The sequence below is a fragment of the Hyphomonas sp. L-53-1-40 genome (assembly GCF_000682775.1).
Lineage (GTDB): Bacteria > Pseudomonadota > Alphaproteobacteria > Caulobacterales > Hyphomonadaceae > Hyphomonas.
Genome location: NZ_AWFI01000015.1, coordinates 254783 through 279596, shown reverse-complemented (window position 1 = coordinate 279596; position 24814 = coordinate 254783). Strand labels below are relative to the sequence as shown.

The 24814-nt window shown below is 58.5% G+C and carries 24 protein-coding genes, 1 tRNA gene and 1 pseudogene; 11 read left to right on the top strand and 15 right to left on the bottom strand.

What is annotated here, in order from left to right:
- Positions 1-18 precede the first annotated feature (18 nt).
- Positions 19-840, bottom strand: a complete 822-nt coding sequence (locus tag L53_RS10560; protein ID WP_034814957.1) for a TIGR00282 family metallophosphoesterase — start codon at positions 838-840, stop codon at positions 19-21.
- A gap of 89 nt (positions 841-929) precedes the next feature.
- Positions 930-2561, bottom strand: coding sequence for a hypothetical protein (locus tag L53_RS10555; RefSeq protein WP_034814954.1), 1632 nt, complete (start codon positions 2559-2561; stop codon positions 930-932).
- A gap of 68 nt (positions 2562-2629) precedes the next feature.
- Here L53_RS10555 and L53_RS10550 point away from each other — a divergent pair, with 68 nt between their 5' ends.
- Positions 2630-3349: a M48 family metallopeptidase gene (locus L53_RS10550; RefSeq protein ID WP_034814951.1), complete on the top strand. Its 720-nt coding sequence runs from the start codon at positions 2630-2632 to the stop codon at positions 3347-3349.
- Positions 3350-3355: 6 nt separating this feature from the next.
- On the opposite strand, the gene L53_RS10545 is transcribed toward L53_RS10550, so the two are convergent.
- The 6 genes from L53_RS10545 to L53_RS10520 form a co-directional block, all read right to left on the bottom strand.
- Positions 3356-5272, bottom strand: a complete 1917-nt coding sequence (locus tag L53_RS10545) for a sodium:proton antiporter (protein WP_051607822.1) — start codon at positions 5270-5272, stop codon at positions 3356-3358.
- Positions 5273-5319: 47 nt separating this feature from the next.
- Positions 5320-5844, bottom strand: a complete 525-nt coding sequence (locus L53_RS10540; protein ID WP_034814949.1) for a hypothetical protein — start codon at positions 5842-5844, stop codon at positions 5320-5322.
- Positions 5845-5882: 38 nt separating this feature from the next.
- Positions 5883-6893, bottom strand: coding sequence for an endonuclease/exonuclease/phosphatase family protein (locus tag L53_RS10535; RefSeq protein ID WP_034814946.1), 1011 nt, complete (start codon positions 6891-6893; stop codon positions 5883-5885).
- Positions 6894-6946: 53 nt separating this feature from the next.
- On the bottom strand, positions 6947-7822 hold the full coding sequence (motA, locus tag L53_RS10530) for a flagellar motor stator protein MotA (protein ID WP_034814944.1): 876 nt from the start codon (positions 7820-7822) through the stop codon (positions 6947-6949).
- 92 nt (positions 7823-7914) lie between these two features.
- Positions 7915-9750: a dipeptide ABC transporter ATP-binding protein gene (locus tag L53_RS10525; protein WP_034814933.1), complete on the bottom strand. Its 1836-nt coding sequence runs from the start codon at positions 9748-9750 to the stop codon at positions 7915-7917.
- A 149-nt stretch (positions 9751-9899) separates the two neighbouring features.
- The gene (locus L53_RS10520; RefSeq protein WP_034815255.1) at positions 9900-10580 is read right to left on the bottom strand and encodes an OmpW family protein; all 681 of its coding nucleotides are present in this window, start codon (positions 10578-10580) and stop codon (positions 9900-9902) included.
- Positions 10581-10891: 311 nt separating this feature from the next.
- On the opposite strand from L53_RS10520, the gene L53_RS10515 reads away from it, so the two are divergent.
- Entirely contained in the window at positions 10892-12022 is a 1131-nt protein-coding gene (locus tag L53_RS10515; protein WP_034814931.1) for an iron-containing alcohol dehydrogenase, read from the top strand.
- A gap of 47 nt (positions 12023-12069) precedes the next feature.
- Here the strand turns inward: L53_RS10515 and L53_RS10510 are convergent, their stop codons facing one another.
- The gene (locus tag L53_RS10510; RefSeq protein ID WP_034814929.1) at positions 12070-13497 is read right to left on the bottom strand and encodes a carotenoid oxygenase family protein; all 1428 of its coding nucleotides are present in this window, start codon (positions 13495-13497) and stop codon (positions 12070-12072) included.
- On the opposite strand from L53_RS10510, the gene L53_RS17015 reads away from it, so the two are divergent.
- Together L53_RS17015 and L53_RS10500 are read left to right on the top strand one after the other, a co-directional pair.
- Entirely contained in the window at positions 13472-14149 is a 678-nt protein-coding gene (locus tag L53_RS17015; RefSeq protein WP_198019792.1) for a TetR/AcrR family transcriptional regulator, read from the top strand. The two genes, L53_RS10510 and L53_RS17015, sit on opposite strands and share 26 nt — an antisense overlap.
- Positions 14150-14182: 33 nt before the next feature.
- Positions 14183-14599 (top strand): hypothetical protein, encoded by a 417-nt coding sequence (locus L53_RS10500; protein WP_034814926.1) that lies wholly within the window; start codon positions 14183-14185, stop codon positions 14597-14599.
- A 6-nt stretch (positions 14600-14605) separates the two neighbouring features.
- Here the strand turns inward: L53_RS10500 and L53_RS10495 are convergent, their stop codons facing one another.
- Entirely contained in the window at positions 14606-14947 is a 342-nt protein-coding gene (locus tag L53_RS10495; RefSeq protein WP_034814923.1) for a hypothetical protein, read from the bottom strand.
- Positions 14948-15177: 230 nt separating this feature from the next.
- On the opposite strand from L53_RS10495, the gene L53_RS10490 reads away from it, so the two are divergent.
- On the top strand, positions 15178-16479 hold the full coding sequence (locus tag L53_RS10490; RefSeq protein ID WP_034814920.1) for a polyhydroxyalkanoate depolymerase: 1302 nt from the start codon (positions 15178-15180) through the stop codon (positions 16477-16479).
- A gap of 20 nt (positions 16480-16499) precedes the next feature.
- Here the strand turns inward: L53_RS10490 and L53_RS10485 are convergent, their stop codons facing one another.
- From L53_RS10485 to L53_RS10475, 3 genes are read right to left on the bottom strand one after another with little or no spacing between them, the layout of a single operon-like run.
- A complete protein-coding gene (locus tag L53_RS10485) occupies positions 16500-17144 on the bottom strand; it encodes a hypothetical protein (protein WP_034814917.1) in 645 nt (214 codons plus the stop codon).
- Between the two features lie 40 nt (positions 17145-17184).
- Positions 17185-17994, bottom strand: coding sequence for a HupE/UreJ family protein (locus L53_RS10480; RefSeq protein ID WP_084333326.1), 810 nt, complete (start codon positions 17992-17994; stop codon positions 17185-17187).
- Positions 17994-18791, bottom strand: coding sequence for a ZIP family metal transporter (locus L53_RS10475; RefSeq protein WP_051607819.1), 798 nt, complete (start codon positions 18789-18791; stop codon positions 17994-17996). The genes L53_RS10480 and L53_RS10475 overlap by 1 nt, the downstream gene beginning before the upstream one ends.
- Before the next feature lie 154 nt (positions 18792-18945).
- Between L53_RS10475 and L53_RS10470 the strand changes: the two genes are divergently transcribed.
- From L53_RS10470 to L53_RS10455, 4 genes are read left to right on the top strand one after another with little or no spacing between them, the layout of a single operon-like run.
- Entirely contained in the window at positions 18946-19581 is a 636-nt protein-coding gene (locus L53_RS10470; protein ID WP_156947884.1) for a DUF2796 domain-containing protein, read from the top strand.
- Position 19582: 1 nt separating this feature from the next.
- Positions 19583-20278: an ABC transporter ATP-binding protein gene (locus tag L53_RS10465; protein ID WP_034814901.1), complete on the top strand. Its 696-nt coding sequence runs from the start codon at positions 19583-19585 to the stop codon at positions 20276-20278.
- The gene (locus L53_RS10460) at positions 20275-21543 is read left to right on the top strand and encodes an ABC transporter permease (protein ID WP_034814899.1); all 1269 of its coding nucleotides are present in this window, start codon (positions 20275-20277) and stop codon (positions 21541-21543) included. Before L53_RS10465 ends, L53_RS10460 begins: the two co-directional genes overlap by 4 nt.
- Positions 21544-21592: 49 nt before the next feature.
- Complete coding sequence (locus tag L53_RS10455; protein ID WP_034814897.1) at positions 21593-22288, top strand: DUF3299 domain-containing protein; 696 nt, start codon at positions 21593-21595, stop codon at positions 22286-22288.
- A 13-nt stretch (positions 22289-22301) separates the two neighbouring features.
- On the opposite strand, the gene L53_RS10450 is transcribed toward L53_RS10455, so the two are convergent.
- Positions 22302-22388, bottom strand: a tRNA-Leu gene (locus L53_RS10450).
- A gap of 89 nt (positions 22389-22477) precedes the next feature.
- Here L53_RS10450 and L53_RS10445 point away from each other — a divergent pair.
- Together L53_RS10445 and L53_RS16815 are read left to right on the top strand one after the other, a co-directional pair.
- Complete coding sequence (locus L53_RS10445; protein WP_051607817.1) at positions 22478-23083, top strand: exopolysaccharide biosynthesis protein; 606 nt, start codon at positions 22478-22480, stop codon at positions 23081-23083.
- Between the two features lie 65 nt (positions 23084-23148).
- Positions 23149-23616: pseudogene (locus L53_RS16815) on the top strand (disulfide bond formation protein B); the annotation flags it as partial.
- Positions 23617-23661: 45 nt separating this feature from the next.
- Here L53_RS16815 and L53_RS10440 read toward each other — a convergent pair.
- On the bottom strand, positions 23662-24588 hold the full coding sequence (locus L53_RS10440) for a DMT family transporter (protein ID WP_034814895.1): 927 nt from the start codon (positions 24586-24588) through the stop codon (positions 23662-23664).
- Positions 24589-24814: the final 226 nt, after the last annotated feature.

Genomic DNA, 24814 nt, shown 5'->3' with positions numbered 1-24814 from the left:
GGTGCGTTCAGGCAGCGCTCAGGCCGGAATAGAATCGCTCAAACGACCGCCGATGCGAATGGCTTCAATCCTTGTCGCCAGTCCTGTTGCGTCATCGGTCTCTATATAGGTTCCGCACAGCGTCCCCTCCCCCAAAGCGGGCTGGTAACGCTCTCCAGGCAATTGGGTCTGGAACCGATACAGGGAAATCTGCTTCTGCATGCCGATGACGCTGTCATAGTCCCCGCACATTCCGGCGTCCGTCTGATAGGCTGTGCCGCCCTCAAGAATCATCGTGTCGGCCGTGGGGACATGGGTGTGACTTCCAACCACGAGACTTGCCCGCCCATCGCAGTGATGGCCCATAGCCATTTTTTCACTGGTCGCTTCGCAATGCATGTCCACAATGATGGCATCCGCCACAGCGCCCAGCGGCATGGAATCCAATGCCGCATCCACGGCCGCAAAGGGACACGGCAGCGTTTGCCGCATAAACACATTCCCCTGCACCTGGACGACCCCAACACGACGCCCATCCGGCAAGCTGAACAGATTGGCTCCCTTGCCAGGTGCGCCGGCAGCCGATGGGTAATTTATGGGGCGCAACAAACGGGGTTCGCGTTCGATATAGGTCAAAGCCTCGCGTTGATCCCAAGCATGATCACCGAGAGTCAGGCAATCAGCACCTGCGGCAAAGAATTCCTCCGCGATGACGCTCGTCAGGCCGAAGCCTCCCGCCGAATTCTCGGCGTTTACCACAGCAAAATCCAGGCGCATGCGCGCCTTCAGGCCCGGCAAATGATCCAGGACAGCCTGCCGGCCGGGCTTTCCGACCACATCTCCAAAAAAGGCAATTTTCATGGCGGAAAGTCTATGCCCCGGCCTGAGAACAAAGAAAAGCGCGCGCGCCCAGTCGGCACGCGCGCGCTTAGAACGGATTCCAGAAGATCCTATTCGTTGCTAGCCGAGAAGCCGAGCGACGACTTGGTCAGCGTAGACGGGTCTTCCATCTCTGCAAATGTCGACATCTTGATCGGTGTAGCAGGGTTCAACGAAATGGTCAGCGTCTTCGGATCCGTGATGAAGCTGGACAGGGCCGTGGAAGCCTCAGTTGCCAACTCCATGTCGATCCCCGATCCTGACGCCATCATAGGGGCCATGGCCAGCAGACCAGCCGTTTGGTTGCGCAGCTGCTGCGGGTCTTCACCGCTCTGCGCAGCGTAGGCATTGAACGCACGGTCTACGATGCCATCATCATCCAAGGACAGGTCGATGGAGTGCAGCGTAAGCTTCTCCATGACTTCGCCGAGCATTGCCGATGGATCTGCAGAGTCCATATCCTGTTCAGCCTGAGCCGCCGCCATCGCGCTGGCACCTTCATACTTCGCGCCGAAATTCAGGCGGAAGCCATCTTTCAGCTCCCAGTAATTCTTGCCTTTTTCCAGCGTCACCACGTCTGCATCAGGATCGTAAGCCTGTTCACTGGCCATGGTCAGCTCAAGCTTTTCGTATCCGAGCGTCGCAAGCTGGGTGCCCAACTGCTGGCCAAGTTCACCATCACCAGCGTTCAGAACCATTTTGACAGGCTCAGTGATCACTTTTACGGCACGGCCCTGCTTGTCATGGCTGACATTGGATACAAGCGAAGGCATGTCGAAATTGACGCCTGAAACATCGAAGTTCAGATTTTTCAGATTGATCGACTTGTAACCGGGATTGGCCGGATCTTTCGGGTTCATGCCGGCCATGAAGCCAGACTCAAAGCTGTCTTCCAGAGAGTCGCCCTCAGCTGGTGCAAACACCGACCAGTCAAACCCGCGAATATCCACATTGCTGAGATTGGCCTTGACGGTCATGTCGTCTTCAGGATCGAACATGTCGAACTTCAGGCCCTTCAGCATCATCTGAGCAGCCTTCTGATTCTTCATCCCAGAGACCGAAATCGTGTCCACGAGGAAGGTACCACTTTCGCCATCGTCTTCATCGATCTGCATGTTCATGTCGTTCATGGTCCACAGATCGAAAGAGAGCGCCTCCCCTGTAGGCATGTCAGCAGGTTCTGCGTCCGCAAACACGCTCGCGACCCATGCTGCCAGCGCAGGTGAAGGATTGACCAGTTCGATGGAGCCAATGGACGCGCTGCCATCTTCTGCTTCTTCGGGATCAGTCGGAACCAGCGAAATGTCGGACATGACCATGCGCGAGAAGCTCGCTTTGCCGTCAATCATGGCAAGACCGTCGAATTCCAGCTTTTTCGCTTTTACATCAGCACCATCCAGGTGCGTGCCGTCTTCATCGTCGTCGGACCCGTCATCGTCGCCTGCCAGAAGCGTCACGTCAGTGAATACGGCCTTGTCCCCGTTCAGCGTGCTGCTGCCGAAGGAAATGCGGCTGTCGTCGGCTTCATCCAAAGCAAAAGCCGCAAGCGCCTGTGGCGCGGTTGCTGGATCACCTTTGCGGGCCTTGACGTCCTTTGCGGCATCTGTGGCGTATTCAGAGCCAGCGCCATCAACCGGCTTGTCTTTGTCTCCGCAAGCCGTAAGCATGGCGATGGCGGCAACGCCTGTGAGCAGATATTTCATGTTTGGTCCCTTTAATGATTGATGCCAGCGTTTCATTTGCGCCCGTCACCTAGAGTGAGATTATTAACATGGCATACAACAATGGCCAGACCGTGACATTCAATGGCCCCGACGGGGACGAAATTCGTGTTCGCCTTGAAGTGAATTCGAAGGCACGCCGGTTGATTTTGAGATTGGATGAACGCCGCCGGGAAGCGGTCGCGATCGCGCCATCGCGGCGGCAGATCAAGGACGCCGCCGCCTTCGCAGCCGAACGTATCGACTGGATTTCAACGCGACTCCGTCACCTTCCAGAAGTCGTTCGTTTTGAGGAAAACAACCTGATTTCGTATCGGGGTGCCCCCTGCCGACTGACCGCAGAAGGCTCTGGCCGCGTGGCCCGCATGATCGTCGGTCAACCGAACACACTTTGCGCGCCGGGTGACCCGGAAACACTGCATTTGCGAGTCACCCGCTACCTGAAGAAACAGGCGCGTGCAGATATCACCCGCGCCGTAAACCGTCATGCCGCGACGCTGGGCGTCTCCTACAATGGCATCTCGGTGAAAGACACTCGCTCGCGTTGGGGCTCGTGCACGGCCGATGGCAAATTGTCTTTCTCGTGGCGCCTGATCATGGCGCCCTCTGAAGTGCTCGACTACGTAGCGGCCCATGAATGCGCACATTTGCTGGAAATGAACCACTCCCCGCGGTTCTGGGCGCATGTTGCAGCCTGTTGCAGCGACTGGAAGCGACAGCGCTCATGGCTGCGGGAGCATGGCGCTGGCCTTCAGGCAGCCGGCGAATAATCCGGCCTAGCTGGCAGCAACCTCTTCAGGTTCAGTTGCGACTTCAACATCGCGGGCCGGACCAAAGCTGATCAATGTAACCCCTTCGCCCCCCTTGGCCTCACGATTTGGCCCGAGGAAGATCAGCGTGCCGTCGGCACGAATTTCAGCGATCAGGTCCACTTTCGGTCGATCCTTGCGATAGTCTTCAAGGTCGTATTCGTCCGTCAGCTTCGTCTTGCCAAAGGTCCAACCGCGATAGTGGTCGCGGATCAGGCTGTCATAGCCCCTGCCCCGACGGATCAGCGTTCGCCCGCGGGTACCCATTCCGATGGCCCGGGGATCTTCTTCCTCGGTGTCCTGTGCCGACAATTGATAGACCTTGTGGCGGCCGAGTTCGGGGGCAAAATGTCCGGAAACGAGCGCGTTGTACGGCTCATTGGCAGACAAGCCAACGACCTGGTCAAAGGCGGCATGATCCAGCCGAACCTCCGCTTCCTCTGACAGGACTTCGCCGAAGAAGGTGTTGAGCCCGGCCTCGCGTGCAGGTCGCAAGCGCCTCCAGTTATTGTCTGCAAGGATCGGTTCGATGCCGACATCCTTCAGCACTTTGGCCAGATCGATACTCCATGGGTTCACACCTACCAGCAAGACGCCGGGTCGCTCCTTGCGGGCGAGTCCCAATCGCCGGGCCATTGGCCCGATCGTAAAGCCGTGGAGGACTACGGTCACGAACACCATGGCAAAGGCGAGCGGGGTGATCTGTTCTGCACCAGAGAAATAGAACCGGGAATCTCCGCGCCGCCCGAGATCCTCCAGCAGGGTTGCAAAAAGGCTGGAAACGGCAACCGCCACGATCCCGCGGGGCGCAATCCAGCCAAGCAGGATTGCTTCATTGCGTTTCAACGTACCGAATGTGGCGATCCACACTGAAAGCGGCCGCACGATAAACAGCATCGCCAGCAGGAAGGCGAGCGTATTCCAGGTCAGTGCGCGCCGAATGACATCTGGCGTAAGGTTCGCCGTCAGGATGACAAATACGCCTGAAACCAGCAAGACGGCGATATCCTCCTTGAATTTTCGGAGTTCCGCGAGCCCGGCAAGGCGCGAATTGGCCAGCGTCATGCCATAGGCCGTGACAGCAACGAGGCCGATTTCCTTTTCGATCATTTCTGCCAGCGCATAACAGAGAATGATGGACGCGAAGATGATCGGCGCCTTGAGGTATTCCGGAGTCCATCCCTGACGGAAGGCGCGCACGATGGCCCAGCCGAAGGCGAAGCCCAGCCCGACACCCAGTGCAGCAGCCACAATGATCATGGCGCCCTTACCGAGAATGGACTCCCCGGTGGCGGCCACGCGAATGATTTCGAATGCAGCCACGGCAAACAGGGCGCCAACCGGATCGTTGACGATGCCTTCCCATTTCAGGAACTGGCCGGTTCGCCCGCCGAGTTTGGACTGACGCAACAATGGCATAATCACAGTAGGCCCGGTAACCACCAGCACGCCCGCAAACACAACCGAACTGCCCCAATCGAGACCCGCGGCATAATGGGCTGCGAAAGTACCCAGCGCCCACGCCAGCGGGCCACCAAGGAATACCATGCGCCGAACGGCTGCACCGGCATCACGCAGGTTCTCGAATTTCAGGACGAGTCCGCCCTCGAACAGGATGACGGCAACGGCCAGCGACACGATGGGACGCAACAATTCGCTGCTGCCACTGTTGAACACCTTCTCAGGATTGAGCAGAGGCTCGCCGAAAACCACAGTCCACAGCGGACCGACCGCCAAACCTGCCAACGCCATCAGCACAATGGCGGGTGCCTGTATACGCCAAGCGACCCATTGCGCACCAATTCCCAGCGCCCCGATCAGGGCGCAGGCGAAGATCAGCTCGCTGGATCCGGCGGATGCCAGTGCAAAGTTGAATTGGTCCATAAAAGCCCCGTTTCGTGGTGCATTCTGCCCGTCGGGCGATCAGAAAACTAGGCTTGAGCCGCGTTTATGTCATCAGCAAAGTCAAATCCGATCTCGCGGGTACCATAATCGCCTTCTTTGTAGCGTTCGATATGGTCGGAGAACCAGAGCAGGATATGCTGGTAAAGATATTCATAGAATGGTTCAGGGTCAGCATCTTTCAGCGGCAGGCTGAATTCGTATACCGAACCGTCCTCAATCTGAATTTTGAATTTGTCGCCGATCTTGCGGCACTGCATCACTAGCCTCAGCCAGTCCGTATCGCGCGTGACACGCACGGCAAGTCCGAAGGATATTGGCCCCAGGAGCCGGAACCCCCGTGGCGGGATCGAAAAGGCTGCATCCCCATGGGCCTTTGGTTTATAGGCCCCTGCCGGCGGAACGAGGTGGACACAAACACCATCGGTTGAGCCAAGGAAGTCGCAAAACCCACTGCGAATTTCTTCCGCCAGTGTGCGGATTCGGTCGTAATTCTCGGCAGCGAGGGCCTGATAGGCCTCCACAGTCTCGATCAGATTATCAAAACGTGACACAGCCTGACGGCCCCCTTCATTACCAAAGCCAACATAAATTAGGGTGTCGCAGGGCGACCTTCAAATTTTAAAGTCGCCACCATCGGACAATGATCAGAAGCTTTGGGCGTAATCCAGCCGACGCCGGGAAAGCGAGCCCCATCATATCTGGCGGCTCTATATGGCGATCCTGCCCGTACAATCTCAACTGTGGCAGCAGGATTCAGGGCCGCGAGTTTGGGTGACAGGAAGATGTGATCCAGCGCGCCATAGGTGTCGTCGCCGCTGTAATGGTGAGTCCAGCGGTCATATGGGTCTGCAATGGCGCGGCTAGCCAGATCGATGGCGAACCCGTCGCCTACCATCGCGCCCAGACCATGCGGCCGGGCCGGACGACCATCTACTTCCCAATAATCATTGAAATCACCCAAAATAACCCATTCCGCCCTAGCCGGGTCATCAAATCGCTGGCTTACAATCCGGCGCACAGCCTGAGCTTCAGCCTCACGCATCGCAACCGTCCTCTTGCGTCCACCATGCATGGATTTGAAGTGGCAGACAAAAAGCGTCAAAAGGCGCCCGTCTTTTTCCACATCAACTTCCAGACAATCCCGGCGAAAGACGTAGTCATTGATGGAAGCCCCTTCTGGGGGGTGAATGCCCAACCGTCCGAAGGTCGCCCGCGCATGGCTGCGCTGGAATGCAACCGTAAGCGACGACAACAGACCCACATCAATCCCGCGGCTGTCATTCCCCTCGTGCAGCACACGTTCGCCAAACGGCTTTCCGGCCCAGCGCCCGACATAGCGATTGTCAAAAGCGGTCAAGGTGACGAGGTTTTCGACCTCCTGCAGTGCGCACACTTCGGCTTTGGTCGCGACCAATGCCTGCGCGGTCAGGGTGCGGTCATCCTCCGACAGGACATCGAAAACCGCGTCAACCTGCTCGGCGACCAAGGCATCATCGACATCGGTCAGCTTGCGACGCGCATTGGCGAGACCTGACCGCGCGAAATCGCAGCGCATCATCAGGTTTTCGCAATTGAACGTGGCCAAACGAATATCGGGCATATACCGGTGATGCGGCCTCATGCCTGTTGGGTCAACGCAGAATGGCGGCTATCTCAGGCGACGGCGCGCTCAGCAAAACGGGCGCTCGTATGGGCCCGTTCAACCGATTCCGCATCGGGGCGCTGATCTACAGGAATAGCCGTGCGACCGAGTTCAACGGCAATGCCTGGCTGAACTCCGCCGCCAAATGCCGACAATACCGTGCGGATCACATCAAGAGGCTGAGCCTCATCTTCGACAATCTGTCCGAAGCGGGCGGCCACAGGCCCAACAACGCCATAAGCCAGAAATACACCGAGAAAGGTGCCCAGCAGGGCTGACCCAATCATCATTCCAAGCACTGCAGGCGACTGATCAATCGACCCCATGGTCTTGATGATGCCCAGCACAGCCGCCACGATACCGAGCGCTGGCAAGGCATCGGCTACAGTATTGAGTGCATTCACTGCTTTCATGCGCTGGTCGACATGCAGGGCCACAGACTGCTCCATATGCGCCTCAGCCCGTGCCGGGTCTGACAGGTCGAGCGCCATCAGGCGAAAGGAATCGCAGATCATGTCACGCGCAGCAGGATCGGAAAGCACCGCAGGGGACAAAGCAAACAAGGGGGACGCATCCGGGTCTTCGATATCCGATTCAATCGCGACAAACCCACCTTGGCGTACCTTGCGCATCAAGTTGGACAGCAGAACCAGCAATTCGCGGTGTTGGGCACGCTGCCAACGGCTGCCCTGAAACGAGCGAACGAACCCACCCAAAGCCTCCTTGGCAACTTTCGGCGAATTACCGATCAGAATGGTGCCGACCGCGGCACCACCAATCAGGGCCAGTTCGAACGGCAGCGCCTGCATGGCACCGTGTCCGCCCGTGAGGACGAGGCCGCCCATCACGAGGACGACCACAAGGACAAGACCAATCAATTGGGGCAAGACGCGCGGGCTCCGGCATTAACTCAGCTTGCACCATGACACATTCGTCTTAAGCCAAGCTTACAGCGCACACCCTGCCCTGCCTGCAGCGCTTAACTGGCTCGCAATCCTGCGCCGCCCATCACGGGGTCATGCTCTGCCACAAGGTGGCCTGGAGCAATCTCGACCAGTTTCGGTTGGTACTGTTCCGCGTCCCCATCATCGATGAGTTTGGACTTCATGAAGCGCAGCGATGCACGGCTGTCGAGCGGACTCGGAAGATCGCCCGTCAGGCGCAAGCGTTCCCGCGTGCGCTCCCCGGTCGGATCGGCGTTTGGCACAGCCGCAATCAGCGCTTTCGTGTAGGGGTGGCGCGCTTCGGTGTAGATGGCATTGCGACCGGCAAGTTCCACTACGCGGCCAAGATACAACACCATTACCCGGTGGCTGATCTGCCGCACGACGGCGAGATCGTGGCTGATGAAGATCATGGCGAGGCCGAACTCTTTCTGCAGCTCGATCAGCAAATCCACGACTTGCGCCTGGACAGACACATCAAGCGCCGAAACCGCTTCATCACAGATCACCAGTTTCGGCTGAAGGATCATGGCACGGGCAATGCCAACCCGCTGGTTCTGGCCACCAGACAATTCGTGCGGGTACCGGTTGATCAAATTGGGATCGAGGCCGACCCGGGGAAGAATCTCGCGTACTTTTGCTTCCCGGTCAGCACGGGACAGGCGCGGTTGGTGAACTTGCAACGGTTCGGCAATGGATGCGCCGATGGTCATGCGCGGGTCCAGGCTGGCAAGGGGATCCTGAAACACGATCTGGAGATCGTCGCGCAGGCCGTTCATTTCCTTGCGGCTCGCCTTGGATATGTCGCGCCCCAGCCAGGCAACCGTGCCATCGGTGGGAGGGATGAGGTTCAACACGCCGCGCGCGAGCGTGGACTTGCCACACCCGGATTCTCCGACAACTCCCAACGTCTCACCCGGTTTCAAATCGAAAGAAACACCATCCACCGCTTTCAACGGCTTCGTCTTGCCAAACAGACCGCCCTTCACCGCAATCGGGAAATGGATTTTCATGTCCTCTACCTTGAGAACCGGCTCAGTTTCAGGCGCCGGCGGCGCCGACAGGACGGGTCGACCGGGGCGATCTGGTTCGTCGATGCGCGGAACAGCATTGAGCAGCATCTTCGTATAGTCGGCCTGAGGCTTGTAGAAGATATCGTCGACGCTCCCCTGCTCGACGATCTCGCCATGACGCATGACGATGACACGGTCGCACATGCGGGCGACCACACCCATATTGTGAGTGATCAGCGCGATACCGGTACCCGTCTCGCGTTTCAGCTCGTCCATTAGTTCCAGAACCTGCGCCTGCACCGTCACATCCAGCGCTGTGGTGGGCTCATCCGCGAGCAACAGTTCAGGATTGCAAAGCATGGCGATGGCGATCATGACCCGTTGGCGCATGCCGCCTGAAAGCTCATGCGGAAATTGATTCATGCGCCGGGCTGCTTCCGGAATACGCACATTCTCCAGCCAGTCGACGCATATGCGATCCGCTTCTTCACCCTTGAGGCCCTTATGGAGCGCCAGCACTTCGCGCATCTGCGCGCCAACTGTCATGTGCGGCGTCAAACTGGTCAGGGGGTCTTGGAAAATCATGGACATCCGCGCGCCACGGATATTGCGAAGCGTTGCGTCCGAAGCCTCCAGCATATTGGTGCCATCGAAATCAATCCGGCCGGTTGCAGTGCCATTGCCTGCCAACAGACCCAGAGCCGAGAGCGCAGACTGGCTCTTCCCAGAGCCGCTTTCACCGACAATGCCAAGGCACTCGCCCTTGGCGACGTCGAAACTTATACCTTTGACAGCCTCAACCACACCGTCAGGTGTGTCGAAGGAAACACGAAGATCTTTGACAGAAAGAATAGCCATGCTGGCATTCTGTATACGCGCGGGCGGGGCGTGCAACGACCGCTCTGCAGAAAGCGGAAAAAAGGCCGCGCTGTCGGGAAATAGCACGGCCCAAGAGAGAGTGAGGACAGGGCGCAATGGGTCAAAGCCCTGCCCTCATGATATGGCGCTCAGAATTTATACCCGAGCCCCAGTCCCACCACGAGTGGATTGATGTCCACGTCAGCATCCACTGTTGCGCCAAGCGCCGTGGTGAAATCCACAGTCACATCCGGATTTATCCAGATCTTCTTGATGTCTGCATTGACGGCCCAGCCACCTGGCTCGCCATCAAGATCGTAATCTACGCCCGCCTGAAGCGCGAGGCCCACACTGGTATCGTAATCTATGCCGTCTGCGACAGGGCCTTCATCCTCGTTGAAGAAGAAAGTCGCATTGATGCCGGCGCCGACATAGGGCTTCCACTGGCTGTCATTCACAAAGTGGTATTGCACCGTCAGAGTGGGTGGCAGCAGCGTGACATCGCCCAGATCGATCGTTGCATTATCGAGTGCACCTGGAACGGTCACGCCCGTGGCTTTCACGTCATGTGGCGTCACGCCAAGGATCAGCTCGGCAGCGATATTCTTCGTGAAGAAATAGGTGATGTCCAATTCGGGCACGTACTGGTCAGAAATGTCCACATCCCCTGCAAGGCGCGCACCTGCGACAGAGAGATCGCCGGACTCATCCGGCAGGACCCCGATGACGCGTCCGCGGACCATCCAGGGATTCTCATCTGCCGAGGCAGCAGGTGCTGTCCCGACCCAAGTTGCCCCGGCAACCAGAGTAGCAACGAGAAGCTGTTTCATGTCGTTTAACTCCTGTTTTGGCGCACCAATTCGCGCCGGATGCCGAAGGACTACTCCCATGATTTGATAAGGATAATTGTCCGTTTTGACGCGCGGGCGCGTGTCGCGCGTCATGGCATCGCGACTAGGTATTCTTCCCAATTGCGCCGGTGAGCACTTCCTGAGATCTTGGTTCGGTGCGCTTCCGTCCGAGCTATATCCATCCGCCTGCTGCGGCGTACCATCCTGGTTCTCCCACGGTCAGGCTTGAACTGTGCGCTTCCGCTGGGGCACATGGAGGGTGAGGAAACAATCCCAACGAGGACCACGCCATGCCCGTCATAAATTATCTCACCACTTGCATCTTTGACTCGGGTGCCCTGAAGCAGCTCGCCGGTACGGCGAAGAAGCTCGGCATGACCCGCCCTTTCATTGTGACGGACCCCGGCATCAAGGCGGCCGGCATTCTGGCGAAGGTCGAGGATGCGTTGGGCGTTGCAGCGGCAGGCGTGTTCGCGGAAACCGTGCCGAACCCGACCGAGAAGCAGACGAAGGAAGCGGCAGCCGCCTACAAGGCATGCGGCGCCGACGGCCTGATCGCACTCGGCGGTGGCTCGTCCATGGACCATGCGAAGGGCATCGGCTTGCTGGTCAGTCATGATGAACCGCTCGAGAATTATGCCGCCATCACCGGCGGTGCCAAGAAGATCGGCAAGATCCCACCGCTGATCGCCATCCCGACCACATCCGGCACGGGGTCAGAAGTCTCAGTCGGCCTGGTCCTTGTATTGGAGAATGGCCGCAAGGAAACCATCGTCTCTCCAAACCTGATCCCTGCCACAGCCATTTGCGACCCGGACCTGACGCTTGGCCTTCCTGCCGGACTGACGGCCGCCACCGGGATGGACGCCGTTACACACTGCATTGAATCAGTCCTGTCCCCAACCGTGAACCCGCCTGCGGAAGGCATTGCGTATGAAGGCGTGTTCCGCGCCGTCGGCAATGGCTGGCTGAAGAAGGCGGTCAAGGATGGTTCGGACGCCGACGCCCGCTGGCACATGATGATGGCAAGTTATGAAGGCGCTCTGGCATTCGTGAAAGGCCTGGGCGGGGTCCACGCCCTGTCACACGCGGCGGGTCGTCTGCACGACAAGCGACTGCACCACGGCACGCTCAACGCGATCTTCCTGCCACATATTCTGCGGTTTCATGAAGGCTCAGCCGATGAGAAATATGTACGTCTTCGCCAGGCCATGGGCCTGAAACCCGGCGCGGATCTTGGCGACGCAATTGCAGAGCTGAATGCCGATATCGGCATCCCAGCCACCCTGTCCGCCATCGGATTGTCTACAGACGACGCCCCCGGCGTGGTTGAGTACGCACTTAAAGACCTCGCCCATTTCGGCAATCCAAAGCCGATGAGTGCGGATGATTATGCGAAGGTCTACGAGGCCGCCCTTTAAGGATACGTGGAAGGGGGCCGTCATCGACGGCCCCCTCGTCCCCCCACTCAGCCAACTGGAATGAAATTACCGTGGAACCCCTGCGGAATGCGTTGCGGAATGTGCACGGTTGCAACCGCCGGTGCGGTAAAATTTGCGGCATCGAGAATGACCAGTTCGGATAGGCCCGCATTCGTGTCGACCACATAGCCCATCAGCCAGCCCTCATCCTCTGAGGCCGTTTCACTGGCTGGGATAAAAATGAACTCGCCCGGCACCCGTCCTGACCCAAAATCGCGAACTTCACAGCTGCCATTTGTCAGGTCATGCTTGAAGATGCGGGTTTCGGTGAGGAAGCCGTCTGCCGCTACAGCCGTCGTGTAAACATAGCGATAGGGCTTTCCGGTCAGCCGCTCATCATAGCGCGGAAACTCATGGGCGCGTTCATCTATCACACGCCGTGACACGGTTTGCGTTGCCGGATCGATCGTCAGGGATTCAAATTTCGGCACGCCGTCCGGGCCCGTATTGTCCGGGGCAAACATGTGGTCATAAACACATGCGTCCATCACGACTTTTCCGTCCTCGGTTTCGTAGGCGTTCGCAGGATGGAAGATGTAACAGGGATCAACATCACACCAGATGATATCATCTGCACTCCCCTCTCGCGGCAACAGACCTATACGCGCCTTGTGGTTCTCATTCCACCGATACGGAAAGCTCATGCCACTGATGATAGCGCTCATGGAGAACGTCACCGGAAGGTCCATCACGATCACGTATTTTGGGGTGATCATGCAGTCATGAACCATTGGGCCATGCTGGACAGGGATTGGCTCATCCCGGCGCACGCGGCCATCAGCGCCCAGCACCTTGTGCCAAAGCAGATTGGTTTGCTGCGACTCGTAACAGATGGCGTGCATCTCGCCTGTGTCGGGGTCATAATGCGGATGTGCGGAAAAGGACTGACCCAATGTCCCGTCAAAGTCCGAATGCGTACGAGTCTCCAGATCCTCGGACACTTCGACGGGATATCCGCCAGCTTCGACAATCGCCCAGATCTTTCCTGCGTGACCGACAATATTCGTGTTTGCCACATCAATTCTGGCGTGACGCGGACCGGGCGCACGCGGCTCGCCAAGGGCATCACTCACACTGTTGGACCTCACCCAGCGATTGCGGTACCAAAGCGCCTTGCCATCCTGCAGGCGGACACCGTGCAACATGCCATCCCCTACAAACCAATGATGTGCAGCTGGATTGACCGGCGAAACGGGGTTCGGGCCATTGCGGACGTAAAGGCCATTCAGACCAGCGGGAATCGCCCCAGTCGCCTTTGGATCAATTTCGGTGATCTCTTCCGTCAGCGGGGTGTGAACGCCTTCAAGAAAAATGTTGGGTTGTGTTGCCTTGCGTCGACTGCGGTTGAATCCGGCCACCGCCATGACGCCTTTTGTCACGACGCCCCGAATGGCTGTTTCCACAGGGCTGGGCATGGAGATCATCCTCGCGGCTTGTTGTCTGCGCCACAATGTTTACACTGATAACATGCCGATGAATGATAACAGTGTCAACATGAACGCTCAGGGGGGCAGCTACCACCATGGTGACTTGAGGGCCGCCCTGATCGAAGAAGGATTGGCGCAGATCAGCAACAGCCGAGTCGAGAAAGTAAGCCTCAGACAAATTGCCCGGAATGTCGGTGTTTCAGCGACGGCAGTTTATCGACACTTTCCCAATAAGGCCGCACTCCTTGGCGCTTTGTGCGAAGTCGGGAGCGTGAAACTGTCTGATACGTTCAGGGGGGCCCTCTCCGACACTCCCGCGGGCATCGATGCGTTCGAAGTCATGGGACGAGCCTATGTCCGATTTGCGATAGACAATCCGTCTCTGTTCCGCCTGATGATGACCAAAGCGCCTCGCGCCGAAGTTCTTCAGCCCGATCAGGAGAAAGAGGTGGGCGCGTTTGCCATGCTGTCCAACACATTGGGTGAAGTGTTGCCGAAGGATACCCCGCCCGAATTGCAGATGGTCAAACGCCTTCAGGCCTGGTCGATCGTGCATGGACTGTCGATGCTGATACTGGATGGCCAGCTGCCCGACGACGAAAAGATGATCGCTGCCGTCGTCTCCCGAAGCTTTCTCTAGGCCAGCCCGCGAATCCGGCGCATATTGCACCGCATGTTCGAAGGAATCTCCACTACCGCAACTCATCTTGGTCTACTCGCTGGTGCGATGGCCGTGGGCGCGTCCTGGGTCGCGGCCATTGCGTCGCCCAATTGCAGCTTCGACAAGCTGGACGGATCGCGCGCCGATCGACACGTCCGGGAATTGCTGCTCCAGACGTCTACGCCGATCGCCGGCATGATGCTCGCTTCCGGCGCGTTCTTCCTGCTGGCCTCAAGCTGGGCAGCCGCCGTCACTGCCTTGTTGGCTGCTTTCGGATTCTTCTCCAATCGCTGGATGCTGACACCCGGGAAGAAGCAAAAGGGCGAACGCACGAGCCGCAAGGGCCAGCGCGCCATTTCGGTCAGCCTATCCCTGATGTTTACATTGGTGGCGATTGTGTCCGCCGTGCTCGGCATGATCCGCATCTAGCGGAGATCAGGCAAACACGAGCCAGAGACAGCCCATTTCGTGCAGTTTTCTGAAATTGTCTGCCGATTTTCGGGCAGCTCGCAGTGCAATCTCGCCGGCGGCCTTCCTATTGACCGCAAGCATCATCGCGCAAATTGCAACGCCCGGCAGGAACATCCACCAGACAAAGGCCAGCGATGCCAATACACCCGCAAGGCAGATGAAATAGGCCAACGCGTCCAGAATACGAAAGCGGGTATGCATGTAGCTGCCGAAATCATTGAGCAATTCCGGCTGTTTGTGCAGAATTTCCGCATCGATCGCGAAATGCTGGCCAGGAGCCTGCTCATAGACGATAGCCCGCGTCATGCGTCCCCCACGGTGGGGGTTGGGTTGGCATTTGAGGAACATGGCAATCACTCCAATTCGGGAGGAATTTACCCTGTCCCGGTTAAGCTGAAGCTTGCTGAAATCGATCAATTTTGCAGAAAAATGAAACCATGATGTTCCCGTCCCGACGCACGCCTGTCTGGCGAATCTGTTTGCCCTGATAGGGATTGCCATCTATGCTGCACCGCAACATGAAAGGTGTGTAGCTGATGCTGTACTCACTTGTCGAAATGAACCGGGCGGCAATGGCACCCATGCGCGTCGCCGCGCGGGCCAGCCGCGCAGCGCTGAGTTCGCCGCTGAACCTGATGGGGCAGACCGACTATGGTCGCTCGCTGTCCGCCATGGCAGACGTATTTGAAAGCGCAACGCGCTATTACGGTAAACCGGAATGGCGGATCGATACGGTCCGGATCAACAGCGCACCCATTGATGTGACTCCGGTTGTGGCGTGGCGCTCGCCCTGGTGCAACATGATCCACTTCAAGAAGGATCCAGAAGCGCTTGCTGCCGCTCGAAATACAGAGAAGCTCGGCCCTCAGCCCCGCCTTCTGATAGCTGCCCCGCTCTCTGGCCATTACGCCACCCTGCTGCGCGGGACCGTTGAGGCCTTCCTGCCGACCCATGATGTCTACATCACCGACTGGCAGGACTCTCGCATGGCACCCGTCTGGCTCGGGCGGTTCGATCTGGACGATTATATTGATCACATCCGCTCGATGCTGACTCATCTGGGCGCGGGTGCACATGTACTTGGCGTCTGTCAGCCAGGCCCCCCTGTGCTTGCTGCCGTTGCCATGATGGCCGAGGATGATGACCCGGCCCGGCCTGCTTCCATGACGTTCATGGGGTCGCCGATCGACACACGGCTTAGCCCGACCGTTCCGAACGTGCTGGCCGAGGAAAAACCGCTATCGTGGTTTGAAGAGAACATGATCCACACGGTGCCGGGCCCCTACCCGGGCATGTTCCGGCGAGTCTATCCAGGCTTTGTCCAGCTCGCTTCCTTCATGAACATGAACTGGTCCCGCCATGTCGATGCGCACTGGAACTTCTTCAATCATCTGGTTGAAGGGGACGGCGACAATGTCGGCAAGCATCGGGAATTCTACGATGAATACCTGTCGGTGCTCGACCTGACAGAAGAATTCTACTTGCAAACAATCGTGCGTGTGTTTCAGGAGCACCAGCTGGCCCGCGGCATATATCGCTATCGCGGAACACATCTCGTCAAACCGGAACTGATCCGCGATGTCGCGCTGATGACGGTTGAAGGTGAGAAGGATGATATTTCCGGCATCGGTCAGACACAGGCTGCACACGACCTATGTGTGAAGCTGCCAGAAGACATGCAGACCGACTATATCCAGCCGGGCGTTGGCCATTACGGTGTATTCAATGGCAGACGCTTTCAGACAGAGATCGCACCGCGCGTAACTGAATTTACGAAACGCTTCACGATGCGGGATGCCGACGAAGCCGCCACGGAGCGGCTCAGAAAAACGTCTTGAGCAGACTTGAGTTTTTGGGGTTATTTCTCAGGTGTGGGCAAGACCCGCGCGATCTGGCGACAAATGTCTCGTGCTTCGCTCAACACCGTGATGGGCATCGGATCAGGTGTATCGAGATAGGCGCTAAGCTGAGAGACCGCACGGGCCTCAGCCTGCTCCGTCAGTAAGGTATCATCGGACACTTGCAGTGTCCGACGGGAGGTACACGATTGCAGTTCCAGAATGGTCAGGTCAGCCGTGCCGCGATGAGGTGTCCTTAGCAGGACCGACGACGGCAAATCCGGACCATCCGGCACCGCAACCCAAAGCGCATGGATATCATCCTCGACAAGTGGGTTCCGGAAACGGATTGCATAGATCAGGCCCTTGTCCAGATGGCGCACTGAATAGTCCGCCAAACCAGCATCGTTCAGTCCACCAAGCCAGGCAGCGATCATGGCATTGCGCGCCTGCTTTGCTTCGGCACCGCGCCATGCGGCTGCCTCAGCATAGACCTGCCTCAGGGCGAGACCTGGCTCTTCCAGCAGTGATCGCGGCGAGGTCGTTTCAGCGTTCGCAGGAGGGGGCACATACGCCGATGCGTACTCAGTAAAACCAACCCAACCCGTCAGTGCCGAAGCCAGCAGAGCCGAGCTGAGATGTCTGATCCAGTCGCGAGAGGCCATTGAGCGCGTTCCATTCCGAGTCGAAGCGCACTTTGTCAGGCTAAGGGTTAAGGAAGGCCCGCTCGATTGCCCACCAGAGCCCGATTGCTCCGATGGCCGCCGATACCGGCCATACCAGAACTGGCCGGTAGAGGTCTGGCCGGCCGGCCTGCTTCAGGGCGCCCCTGATGATAGTGGCCACTGCAAGCGCCATGCCGATAACGGCAAGTTGGCCAATCTCAACTCCGACATTGAATCCGATCAAAGCTGGCCAGAAGATCCCCGGTGGCAGGCCAAGATCCCCAAACGCACCGGCGAAACCCATGCCGTGGATCAGGCCAAAGCCGAATACGAGTGCCGGACGCCAGGCGCTTGGTTCCTTGAACAGGATGTTCTCAAGCGCGGCCCAGGCGATTGTCAGCGCAATCAGCGGCTCGACGATATTCGCCGGAGGCGCGATCACCCCCGCAGCAGCAAGGCCGAGCGTGGAAGTGTGCGCCACTGTGAAGGCGGAGATTTGCCAGAGCAGCGGCTTTATCCGCCGACTGGACAGGAAGAGCGCCAGCACGAACAGGATATGGTCCACTCCCATGGGCAGGATATGCTCGAAGCCGATGCGGACATAGAAGATCGCCGTCTCGATCCAGGATCTGTCGAGTTCAACCTCCCTGCCTGAGACGCCGTCACCCGCTTCAGTCGCGTCGCCAGCCCGGTCCAGTTCCTGGAGCTCCCGGCACAAAGCGGGGTCCATCCCTCCCCCCGGCAGGCAAAGCTCGTCTTCCGGGTGGGCGAACGCCGCTTGCGGCGAAGATGTGACAGCAAGGCAGGCTATCAGACAGCATGCCAGAAAGGCGATGAGCCGATGCCGCATCAAATCTCGTCCGGCAGCGGATGCGGCGCTTCCATGCGGATGGCCTCGTGATGGTCATCATCATGGTCATGCACCGGCAGAAAGGACAGCACGAGCGCTATGGCGACACCGACCGACAGAGCCAACAGGCTGCGCAGCGGCGGCTCCTCCTTCATCGGAGCCATCAAGGGGCCGGTCGCAACGTAGAGGAGCAGGCCGGCAGAGGCCGCGAACAGAGCGCCCACCGCCTCGCTTCCCAGGAAATACATGAAGGGCGACGACATGATCACGCCCAGCGGGGTCGTGGCGGACGCAGCGAGGAAGGCCCACACGAAGGACTGCCGGTTCGAAAAATTGTGTCGGCGCAGGATTGCGAACGCGATCACACCTTCCGGAAACTCATGCAGGATCAGCGAGACCGCCGCATAGACACCTGCGGAAAAGCTCGCGGCAAAGGTCACCGAATAGATGACGCCGTCGATAAAGGAATGGATGGCAATCGCGATTATGGGGGTGACAGCCGCCATCCGGCCGCCATTCACGCTTTCCGGGAAGAATGTGTTGAGGCCGTAATTAAGTATCAGCCCGCCAAGGAATCCGCCCAGCATAAAGTATGGCGCCTGAGAACTTTCGGCAAAGGCTTCCGGCGCAATGTGCAACAGGCTGAGCGTGACGAGCATGCCCGCAGCCGCGAGGCCCATGACGGCAGAGAACCGCGCACTCCAATCGCCCCGCATCGCCACAGCGATGAGGCCGACCGTGGTCACAAAGGCCGCGATCAAGCCGAAAAACAAAGGGGCCTGCATGGATTCAAACATGGAAAGCGGTAAGCCGGTCCGTTAACAGTCAGGTGCGGTCTATAACCGCGTCCTGCGGCCTTGCGAAGAAGTGTTATATGGTATCATTATTCAGCTTGCGAGCAGATTTTCCGAATTCACTGAATTCCCCAATCGGGGCGATGGGAGCGATATGATGGACCGATCATGGGGCCGTGGCGCAAAAATGCTTCTGGCGTGTGCCGGTTTGACGCTGTGCGTCGCCTGTAGCGCGGAAGTGCCATATGAACCTGAACCGGCCGCGGTGGAGCCTCCACCGACGGTCGAAGCCACCCCTGCTGTGACAGATATGGATCACTCGGCTCATACGGCGGAGCATCGTGAAGACGATCATGACGAGGACCATGGTGAACATGCTGGTGGCGAAGCCCATGTACATGGTGCTGCAGAATTGGCCGTTACGCTCGACACCAATTTCGTCACCATTACGGTGGACGCCCCGCTCGCAAATTACGGCTTGTCGGAAAAAGCGAAGAAGAAATCCACCGAGCTTGAAAAATATGCCGAGGGCCTGACAGAACTCATGGGCAATGCGCGCTGCGATCTTGTCGAGCGCTCTGCAGAAGTGCGCCGATCGGGCGATCACGCTGCGCTCACCCTGTCCATAGTCTGGGATTGCAAACGCCCCAGCCAGCTGGATGGCCTCATGTTCACCGGCTTTGAACACTATCCCGCCTTTGAGGAAGTCGACGCCATCTATCTCGGTGAAGATGGGGAATCCAATTCTGCATCGCTCACACCGGACAGCCCCTTCCTGCCCTTCGGATCCTGACATGGCAGAACCGGTCGTCTCTGTTTCGAATCTCCGCTTTGCCTGGATGCCGGGCAATGAGGTCCTCGACATTTCAGACTTCCAATTGAGGGCGGGCGAACGCTTGTTTCTGCGCGGCGCATCCGGCTCTGGTAAATCCACCCTTCTCGGCATCATCGCTGGTGTGCTGGAGGCGGACTCTGGTGAAGTCATCGTTCTTGGACAGGATCTGGCGACCTTGAAACCTGCAGTGCGCGACCGGCTGAGGGCTGACCATCTCGGTGTGATTTTCCAGATGTTCAATCTCGTGCCTTATCTTTCCGTCATCGGAAATGTCACGCTGCCTCTACGTTTCTCTCCCAAGCGCCGCGCAGCAATCAGCGGTAGCGAAGACGACGAAGCCCGGCGGTTGCTTTCACGGCTGGGCCTGACGGACGAGACACTGCTGGCACGCCGCGTCTCTGACCTTTCTGTTGGCCAGCAGCAACGTGTTGCTGCCGCACGCGCCCTGATCGGCGGCCCCGAAATCGTGATCGCTGACGAACCGACTTCAGCGCTTGATGCCGATGCCCGTGATCAATTCATTGATCTGCTGAGCGAGGAAGCGCGGCGCACAGGCGCAGCACTTCTCTTCGTCAGCCACGATGCCGGGCTCGCCACACATTTCGACCGGGCGGTAGACCTCGGCGAGATAAATCGCGCGGGAGTGTCAGCATGAGCGCTATCCTGTCTCTCGCCTGGCAGAGCCTCATGAACCGCAAGGGATCTGTTTTGCTCACCCTGTTGGCAGTTGCCTTGTCGGTGGCACTTTTTCTGGGCGTAGACAAAGCCCGCACAGGCGCCCGCGAAGGCTTCGGTAACACTATCTCTGGCACCGAACTGATTGTCGGCGCACCTACCGGCAGCGTGAACTTGCTGCTTTATTCGGTCTTTCGAATGGGCAGCGCGACAGCAGAAATTTCGTGGCCGACCTATCAGGAGATCGCCACGCGGCCGGATATAGACTGGGCTGTTCCGATCTCCCTCGGAGACAGCCATCGCGGATTCCGCGTCATGGGTACAACGCCCGAATATTTTGATCGCTACAAGTTTGGCCGCAATCAGGACCTGGTGATCGCGCAGGGCGAACCGTTTGACGATCTGTTCGATGCGGTCATCGGCGCCGATGTGGCTCGCGAACTGGGGTATTCTATCAATAGCCCCATGGTTCTGTCGCATGGGCTGGGCCAAGCCGACTTCGGCTCAAGTCATGAAAACCGCCCGTTCCGGGTTGTTGGCATTCTTGCCCCGACTGGTACGCCGGTGGACCAGACGGTACATGTCTCACTGGAAGCCATCACCGCCATCCATGTCGGCTGGGAAACCGGCGCAAAAAATCCTCTCGCCGACAGTATTTCCGAAGAGACCGTGCGGTCCTTCGATCTCACACCCAAGACTGTCACGGCGATCTTGGTCGGCTTGAAACGCAAGGGCACCATCCTGACCACACGCCGCGAGATCAACACCAACAAGGGCGAGCCATTGATGGCGATCATTCCATCACAGGCGCTCGCGGAGCTATGGAGCGTGACCGCAATTGCCGAGCGGGCACTGCTGGCCGTCTCGATATTCGTCATCGCCGTGGGCGTGGTTTCAATCCTGACGTCCATCCTGACGAGCCTCAACGAGCGGCGACGCGAAATGTCGATCCTGCGTGCGGTCGGTGCTCGACGCTCACACATCTTCACGCTGTTGGTGCTTGAAGCAGGGCTGGTAGGCCTCCTTGGCGCACTGTTAGGCGTTCTTCTCATCCACGTCCTGCTGGCAGTGATCGGCCCGCTTGTTTCGGCGCATTACGGCATATCTCTAATTGGCACCGGGCCTGGCCTGATCGACCTGTATACACTGTTGGCAGTTACAGGCGCCGCCCTGGTCGCCGGGGCGATACCCGCCTGGATGGCATTCCGCAGGTCACTGGCCGATGGATTATCTCTTCGACTCTAACCGCTCACACCCACTGGCGGGGCCACCCCGCGCATCCTAGATTGGCATCATGAAAAAACTCTCTCCCGTCCTGACCGCCGCCCTGATGACGGGCTTACTGGCAGCCTGCAGTGAAGCAGATACGCCAGCCGAACCCGCGCCTGCTGAAGCGGTACCAGATGCCGCGGCCCCACAAGTTGGCGACAAGATTGGCGAAAGCGAAGCCGAGCGCAAAGCCAAACGCGAAGCGACTATTGCCGCGCGCGCCGCAGATCAGGCCCGCAAAAAATCCGAGGCTGAAGCGCGCGGCGTGACCGAGATCGGCTGGGAAGACTTGATGCCGGAAGGCGAAGAAGAACGTCTCGCCCAGATGTACCAGAGCCAGATGTCGATGCTCTATGGTGGCGGAGGCGTAGCAGAAGGATCGGCTGCGGACGCGATGGTGCAGATCGGCACGTTCAACACAGTCAAGGAACTCAACGGCAAATCGATCAGGTTACCGGGCTATACCGTGCCGTTTGAGTATGGCGCAAAAGCCGAAGTGACCGAATTCCTTATGGTCCCCTATTTCGGGGCCTGTATTCACGCCCCGCCCCCGCCGCCTAATCAAACGGTATTCGTGACGACGGACGAACCGATCCTGTTGAAGGACCTCGCGCAGGCTGTCTGGGTCGAAGGCATCCTGACCGCCGAAACGCAGGAGAGCGAATTGGCGGATGCCGCCTATACCCTCCAGCTGACTCACATCGAGAAATATGAGTATTGAGGGTTTAACCCTTTGGTACCTCTGGCCGGACTCGAACCGGCACTCTGTCACCAGAAACGGATTTTGAATCCGTCGCGTCTACCAGTTCCGCCACAGAGGCCCTTTGCAGGGAGCGCTTCTCCTGCCGCATAGCTGGGCCTCCTGTCAATCTACTCGACGTAGCGATCAAAGACATCTAACAGCTTAGGCATGTCTTCCACCGAGATTCCGACCGAAAAAACGCTGTTGCAGACCATCGAAGCGCTTGCCGCGGCTGCGCCCGAGAAGGGGTTCTCGCTGCGGGAAATCTTTGATCAGCTGGATGAGAGTGCATTTGGCGCAGGCCTGTTCCTGCTTGCCCTGCCTTGTTGCATTCCGTTTCTCTACGGGGTGCCGCAGGTCGTATCCTTACCCATGATGGCTCTGGCGGCCCAAATGGTGATGGGCCGCGAGCAACCCTGGATGCCAGACAAACTCGCCAACCGCCACATTGATCGCAAGGGCCTTACCCAGATGGCCTCTGGCGGCCGCAAATGGCTCGGCTGGATCGAGCACATTGTACGCCCGCGCCTGACCGTCATTACCGGCAAGCGGTCGGAACGCGTCATTGGCCTGTTTCTATGCATATTCTGCGCGTCAATCCTCGTGCCGTTGCCGATGACCAACACGGTGCCGGGCTTTGCCGTGGCCATAGCGTCTTTTGGTCTCATGCAGAAAGACGGCTTGATGGTGATTGGCGGCCTGATCATAGGAACAGCCTGGGTCAGCGGTCTGATAGGCGCCGTGATGCTCGGTGCGGTCAGCCTGTTTGGATGATAAATAACGGCAAAGTGACCTTGCGCCGCATTGTGGTCACGACGCAGTCCGGTTTTAGCTGAGGCATGGATTTCATGCGATCTCTCCTGAAAGACTGGAAGTGGCCCGCGGTGGCCGTGGCGGTGTCCGCCTTCATGTTGGCAGCCGCCCACGCGTTTGAGACTTTTGGTGGCCTGCCTCCCTGCCCACTCTGCCTGCGGCAGCGGGAAGTCTATTGGGCGCTGATCGCGATGACGCTGACGGGCCTTGTGCTCTGGCGATGGATCCCGAAACGCCGGTTCCTGGTCGCACTCAACATGATGATCGGACTGGTCTTTGTCGTCGGTGTCGTGGTTGCCTTCTACCATTCCGGTGTCGAGTGGGGCCTGCTGCCGCCACCAGATGGTTGTTCCGGTGAAGGGGTGATCGATCCAATGGCGATTCAGGATTTCAGCAAGCCGATGCATGTGCCGTCCTGCACGGATGCGCCTTTCTACATTCTCGGCCTTTCCATGGCGGGCTGGAATGGCGTGGTCTCTGCCATCATGGCGCTGTTCAGCTTCATCGCGGCAGGCGCGACGTTCCGCGGCGCCGTTCATTTACGCGCCCAGCCGGCGCAGGCGCTGTTCCCGGATTGTAATGTACAGGGTGGCTCCAATGATGATTGCAGTGCCCACCCAGGTCCAGAAACCCGGCAGCATGTGGAACAGACCCCAATCGACCAGTGCTGCCATCGGCAGACGCATATAGTCGATCGGCGACAGGAAAGATGCATCACCAATGCTCATGCCGCGAATGTAGAAGTACTGGCCGGTCACACCGCATACGCCCATCAGGCCGATCCAGGACCAGTCGATGACAGAGGGCGCCACGTCCGGCCATGTCAGGATGGCGAGCGGCAATAACAGGATCGACGACAGAAGGTTTGCCCAGATTAACAGGGTCACCGGCCTGTGCAGGCGCGTCAAAGATTTCACAAGTGTGATCGCCCCAGCCAGACAGAACGCCGCCGATACGGCGAGGACCATGCCCAGACTAATACCGAGTTGGGGCTGCATCATGATCATGACCCCGACACATCCGGCGATTGTGGCGCCCCAACGATGCACACCGACCCGTTCCTTCAGGATGAAGGCCGCGAGAAAGGTGACGAACATGGCCCGGGAAAAACTAATCGCATTGAATTCGGAGAGCGGCAGGCCAACCGCGTCCGATACGGCATAGAAGCCGAGGGCAAAGCCAAGCGTCCCGAACAGGCTGCGCAGCAAGATAAGACCCGGCTGGTGAATTTTCATCACACTCCAGCCCTGTTGCAGGATAACCGGAATGACGACGATCAACGCAACGCCAGAGCGCCAGAAGGCGAGGAAACCTGGATCAAAGGTTGCAGACTGGACCTTGGAAAGCGTGAGGAACACCGTGAAAGTGGCCCCTGAGGCCAGCATCCAGAGCGCGCCTTCAATGTTGCGCGGTGCGGGCCCGACCTCTAGGTCTGTCTGCTGAGACTGATCGGGGCGAGAATCCATGGGCTGCTTTACGCCTTCCGAAATTGACGAGATTGATCGCCTTTGGCGGGAACTGCCAGCCGATCACATGTGGACCGGTTGGGCCGCTTCAGGGAGCGAACCTGACCAAGTCTGGATATTCAGGACTCGCGCACATTGGCGCCGGTTCCCGCTCACTAAGTCAAAAACCGGCTTTGTCATAGCCGACGAGCGAGGTCGTCCGGTCGCTCGTGCAAAAACACTCCCC

Coding starts and splice junctions, on each gene's coding strand:
- L53_RS10560 (WP_034814957.1), bottom strand. CDS start 840: ATGAAAATTGCCTTTTTTGGAGATGTGGTCGGAAAGCCCGGCCGGCAG.
- L53_RS10555 (WP_034814954.1), bottom strand. CDS start 2,561: ATGAAATATCTGCTCACAGGCGTTGCCGCCATCGCCATGCTTACGGCT.
- L53_RS10550 (WP_034814951.1), top strand. CDS start 2,630: ATGGCATACAACAATGGCCAGACCGTGACATTCAATGGCCCCGACGGG.
- L53_RS10545 (WP_051607822.1), bottom strand. CDS start 5,272: ATGGACCAATTCAACTTTGCACTGGCATCCGCCGGATCCAGCGAGCTG.
- L53_RS10535 (WP_034814946.1), bottom strand. CDS start 6,893: ATGCCCGATATTCGTTTGGCCACGTTCAATTGCGAAAACCTGATGATG.
- L53_RS10525 (WP_034814933.1), bottom strand. CDS start 9,750: ATGGCTATTCTTTCTGTCAAAGATCTTCGTGTTTCCTTCGACACACCT.
- L53_RS10520 (WP_034815255.1), bottom strand. CDS start 10,580: ATGAAACAGCTTCTCGTTGCTACTCTGGTTGCCGGGGCAACTTGGGTC.
- L53_RS10515 (WP_034814931.1), top strand. CDS start 10,892: ATGCCCGTCATAAATTATCTCACCACTTGCATCTTTGACTCGGGTGCC.
- L53_RS17015 (WP_198019792.1), top strand. CDS start 13,472: ATGGCTGTTTCCACAGGGCTGGGCATGGAGATCATCCTCGCGGCTTGT.
- L53_RS10510 (WP_034814929.1), bottom strand. CDS start 13,497: ATGCCCAGCCCTGTGGAAACAGCCATTCGGGGCGTCGTGACAAAAGGC.
- L53_RS10500 (WP_034814926.1), top strand. CDS start 14,183: ATGTTCGAAGGAATCTCCACTACCGCAACTCATCTTGGTCTACTCGCT.
- L53_RS10495 (WP_034814923.1), bottom strand. CDS start 14,947: ATGACGCGGGCTATCGTCTATGAGCAGGCTCCTGGCCAGCATTTCGCG.
- L53_RS10490 (WP_034814920.1), top strand. CDS start 15,178: ATGCTGTACTCACTTGTCGAAATGAACCGGGCGGCAATGGCACCCATG.
- L53_RS10485 (WP_034814917.1), bottom strand. CDS start 17,144: ATGGCCTCTCGCGACTGGATCAGACATCTCAGCTCGGCTCTGCTGGCT.
- L53_RS10480 (WP_084333326.1), bottom strand. CDS start 17,994: ATGCGGCATCGGCTCATCGCCTTTCTGGCATGCTGTCTGATAGCCTGC.
- L53_RS10475 (WP_051607819.1), bottom strand. CDS start 18,791: ATGTTTGAATCCATGCAGGCCCCTTTGTTTTTCGGCTTGATCGCGGCC.
- L53_RS10470 (WP_156947884.1), top strand. CDS start 18,946: ATGGACCGATCATGGGGCCGTGGCGCAAAAATGCTTCTGGCGTGTGCC.
- L53_RS10465 (WP_034814901.1), top strand. CDS start 19,583: ATGGCAGAACCGGTCGTCTCTGTTTCGAATCTCCGCTTTGCCTGGATG.
- L53_RS10460 (WP_034814899.1), top strand. CDS start 20,275: ATGAGCGCTATCCTGTCTCTCGCCTGGCAGAGCCTCATGAACCGCAAG.
- L53_RS10455 (WP_034814897.1), top strand. CDS start 21,593: ATGAAAAAACTCTCTCCCGTCCTGACCGCCGCCCTGATGACGGGCTTA.
- L53_RS10445 (WP_051607817.1), top strand. CDS start 22,478: ATGTCTTCCACCGAGATTCCGACCGAAAAAACGCTGTTGCAGACCATC.
- L53_RS10440 (WP_034814895.1), bottom strand. CDS start 24,588: ATGGATTCTCGCCCCGATCAGTCTCAGCAGACAGACCTAGAGGTCGGG.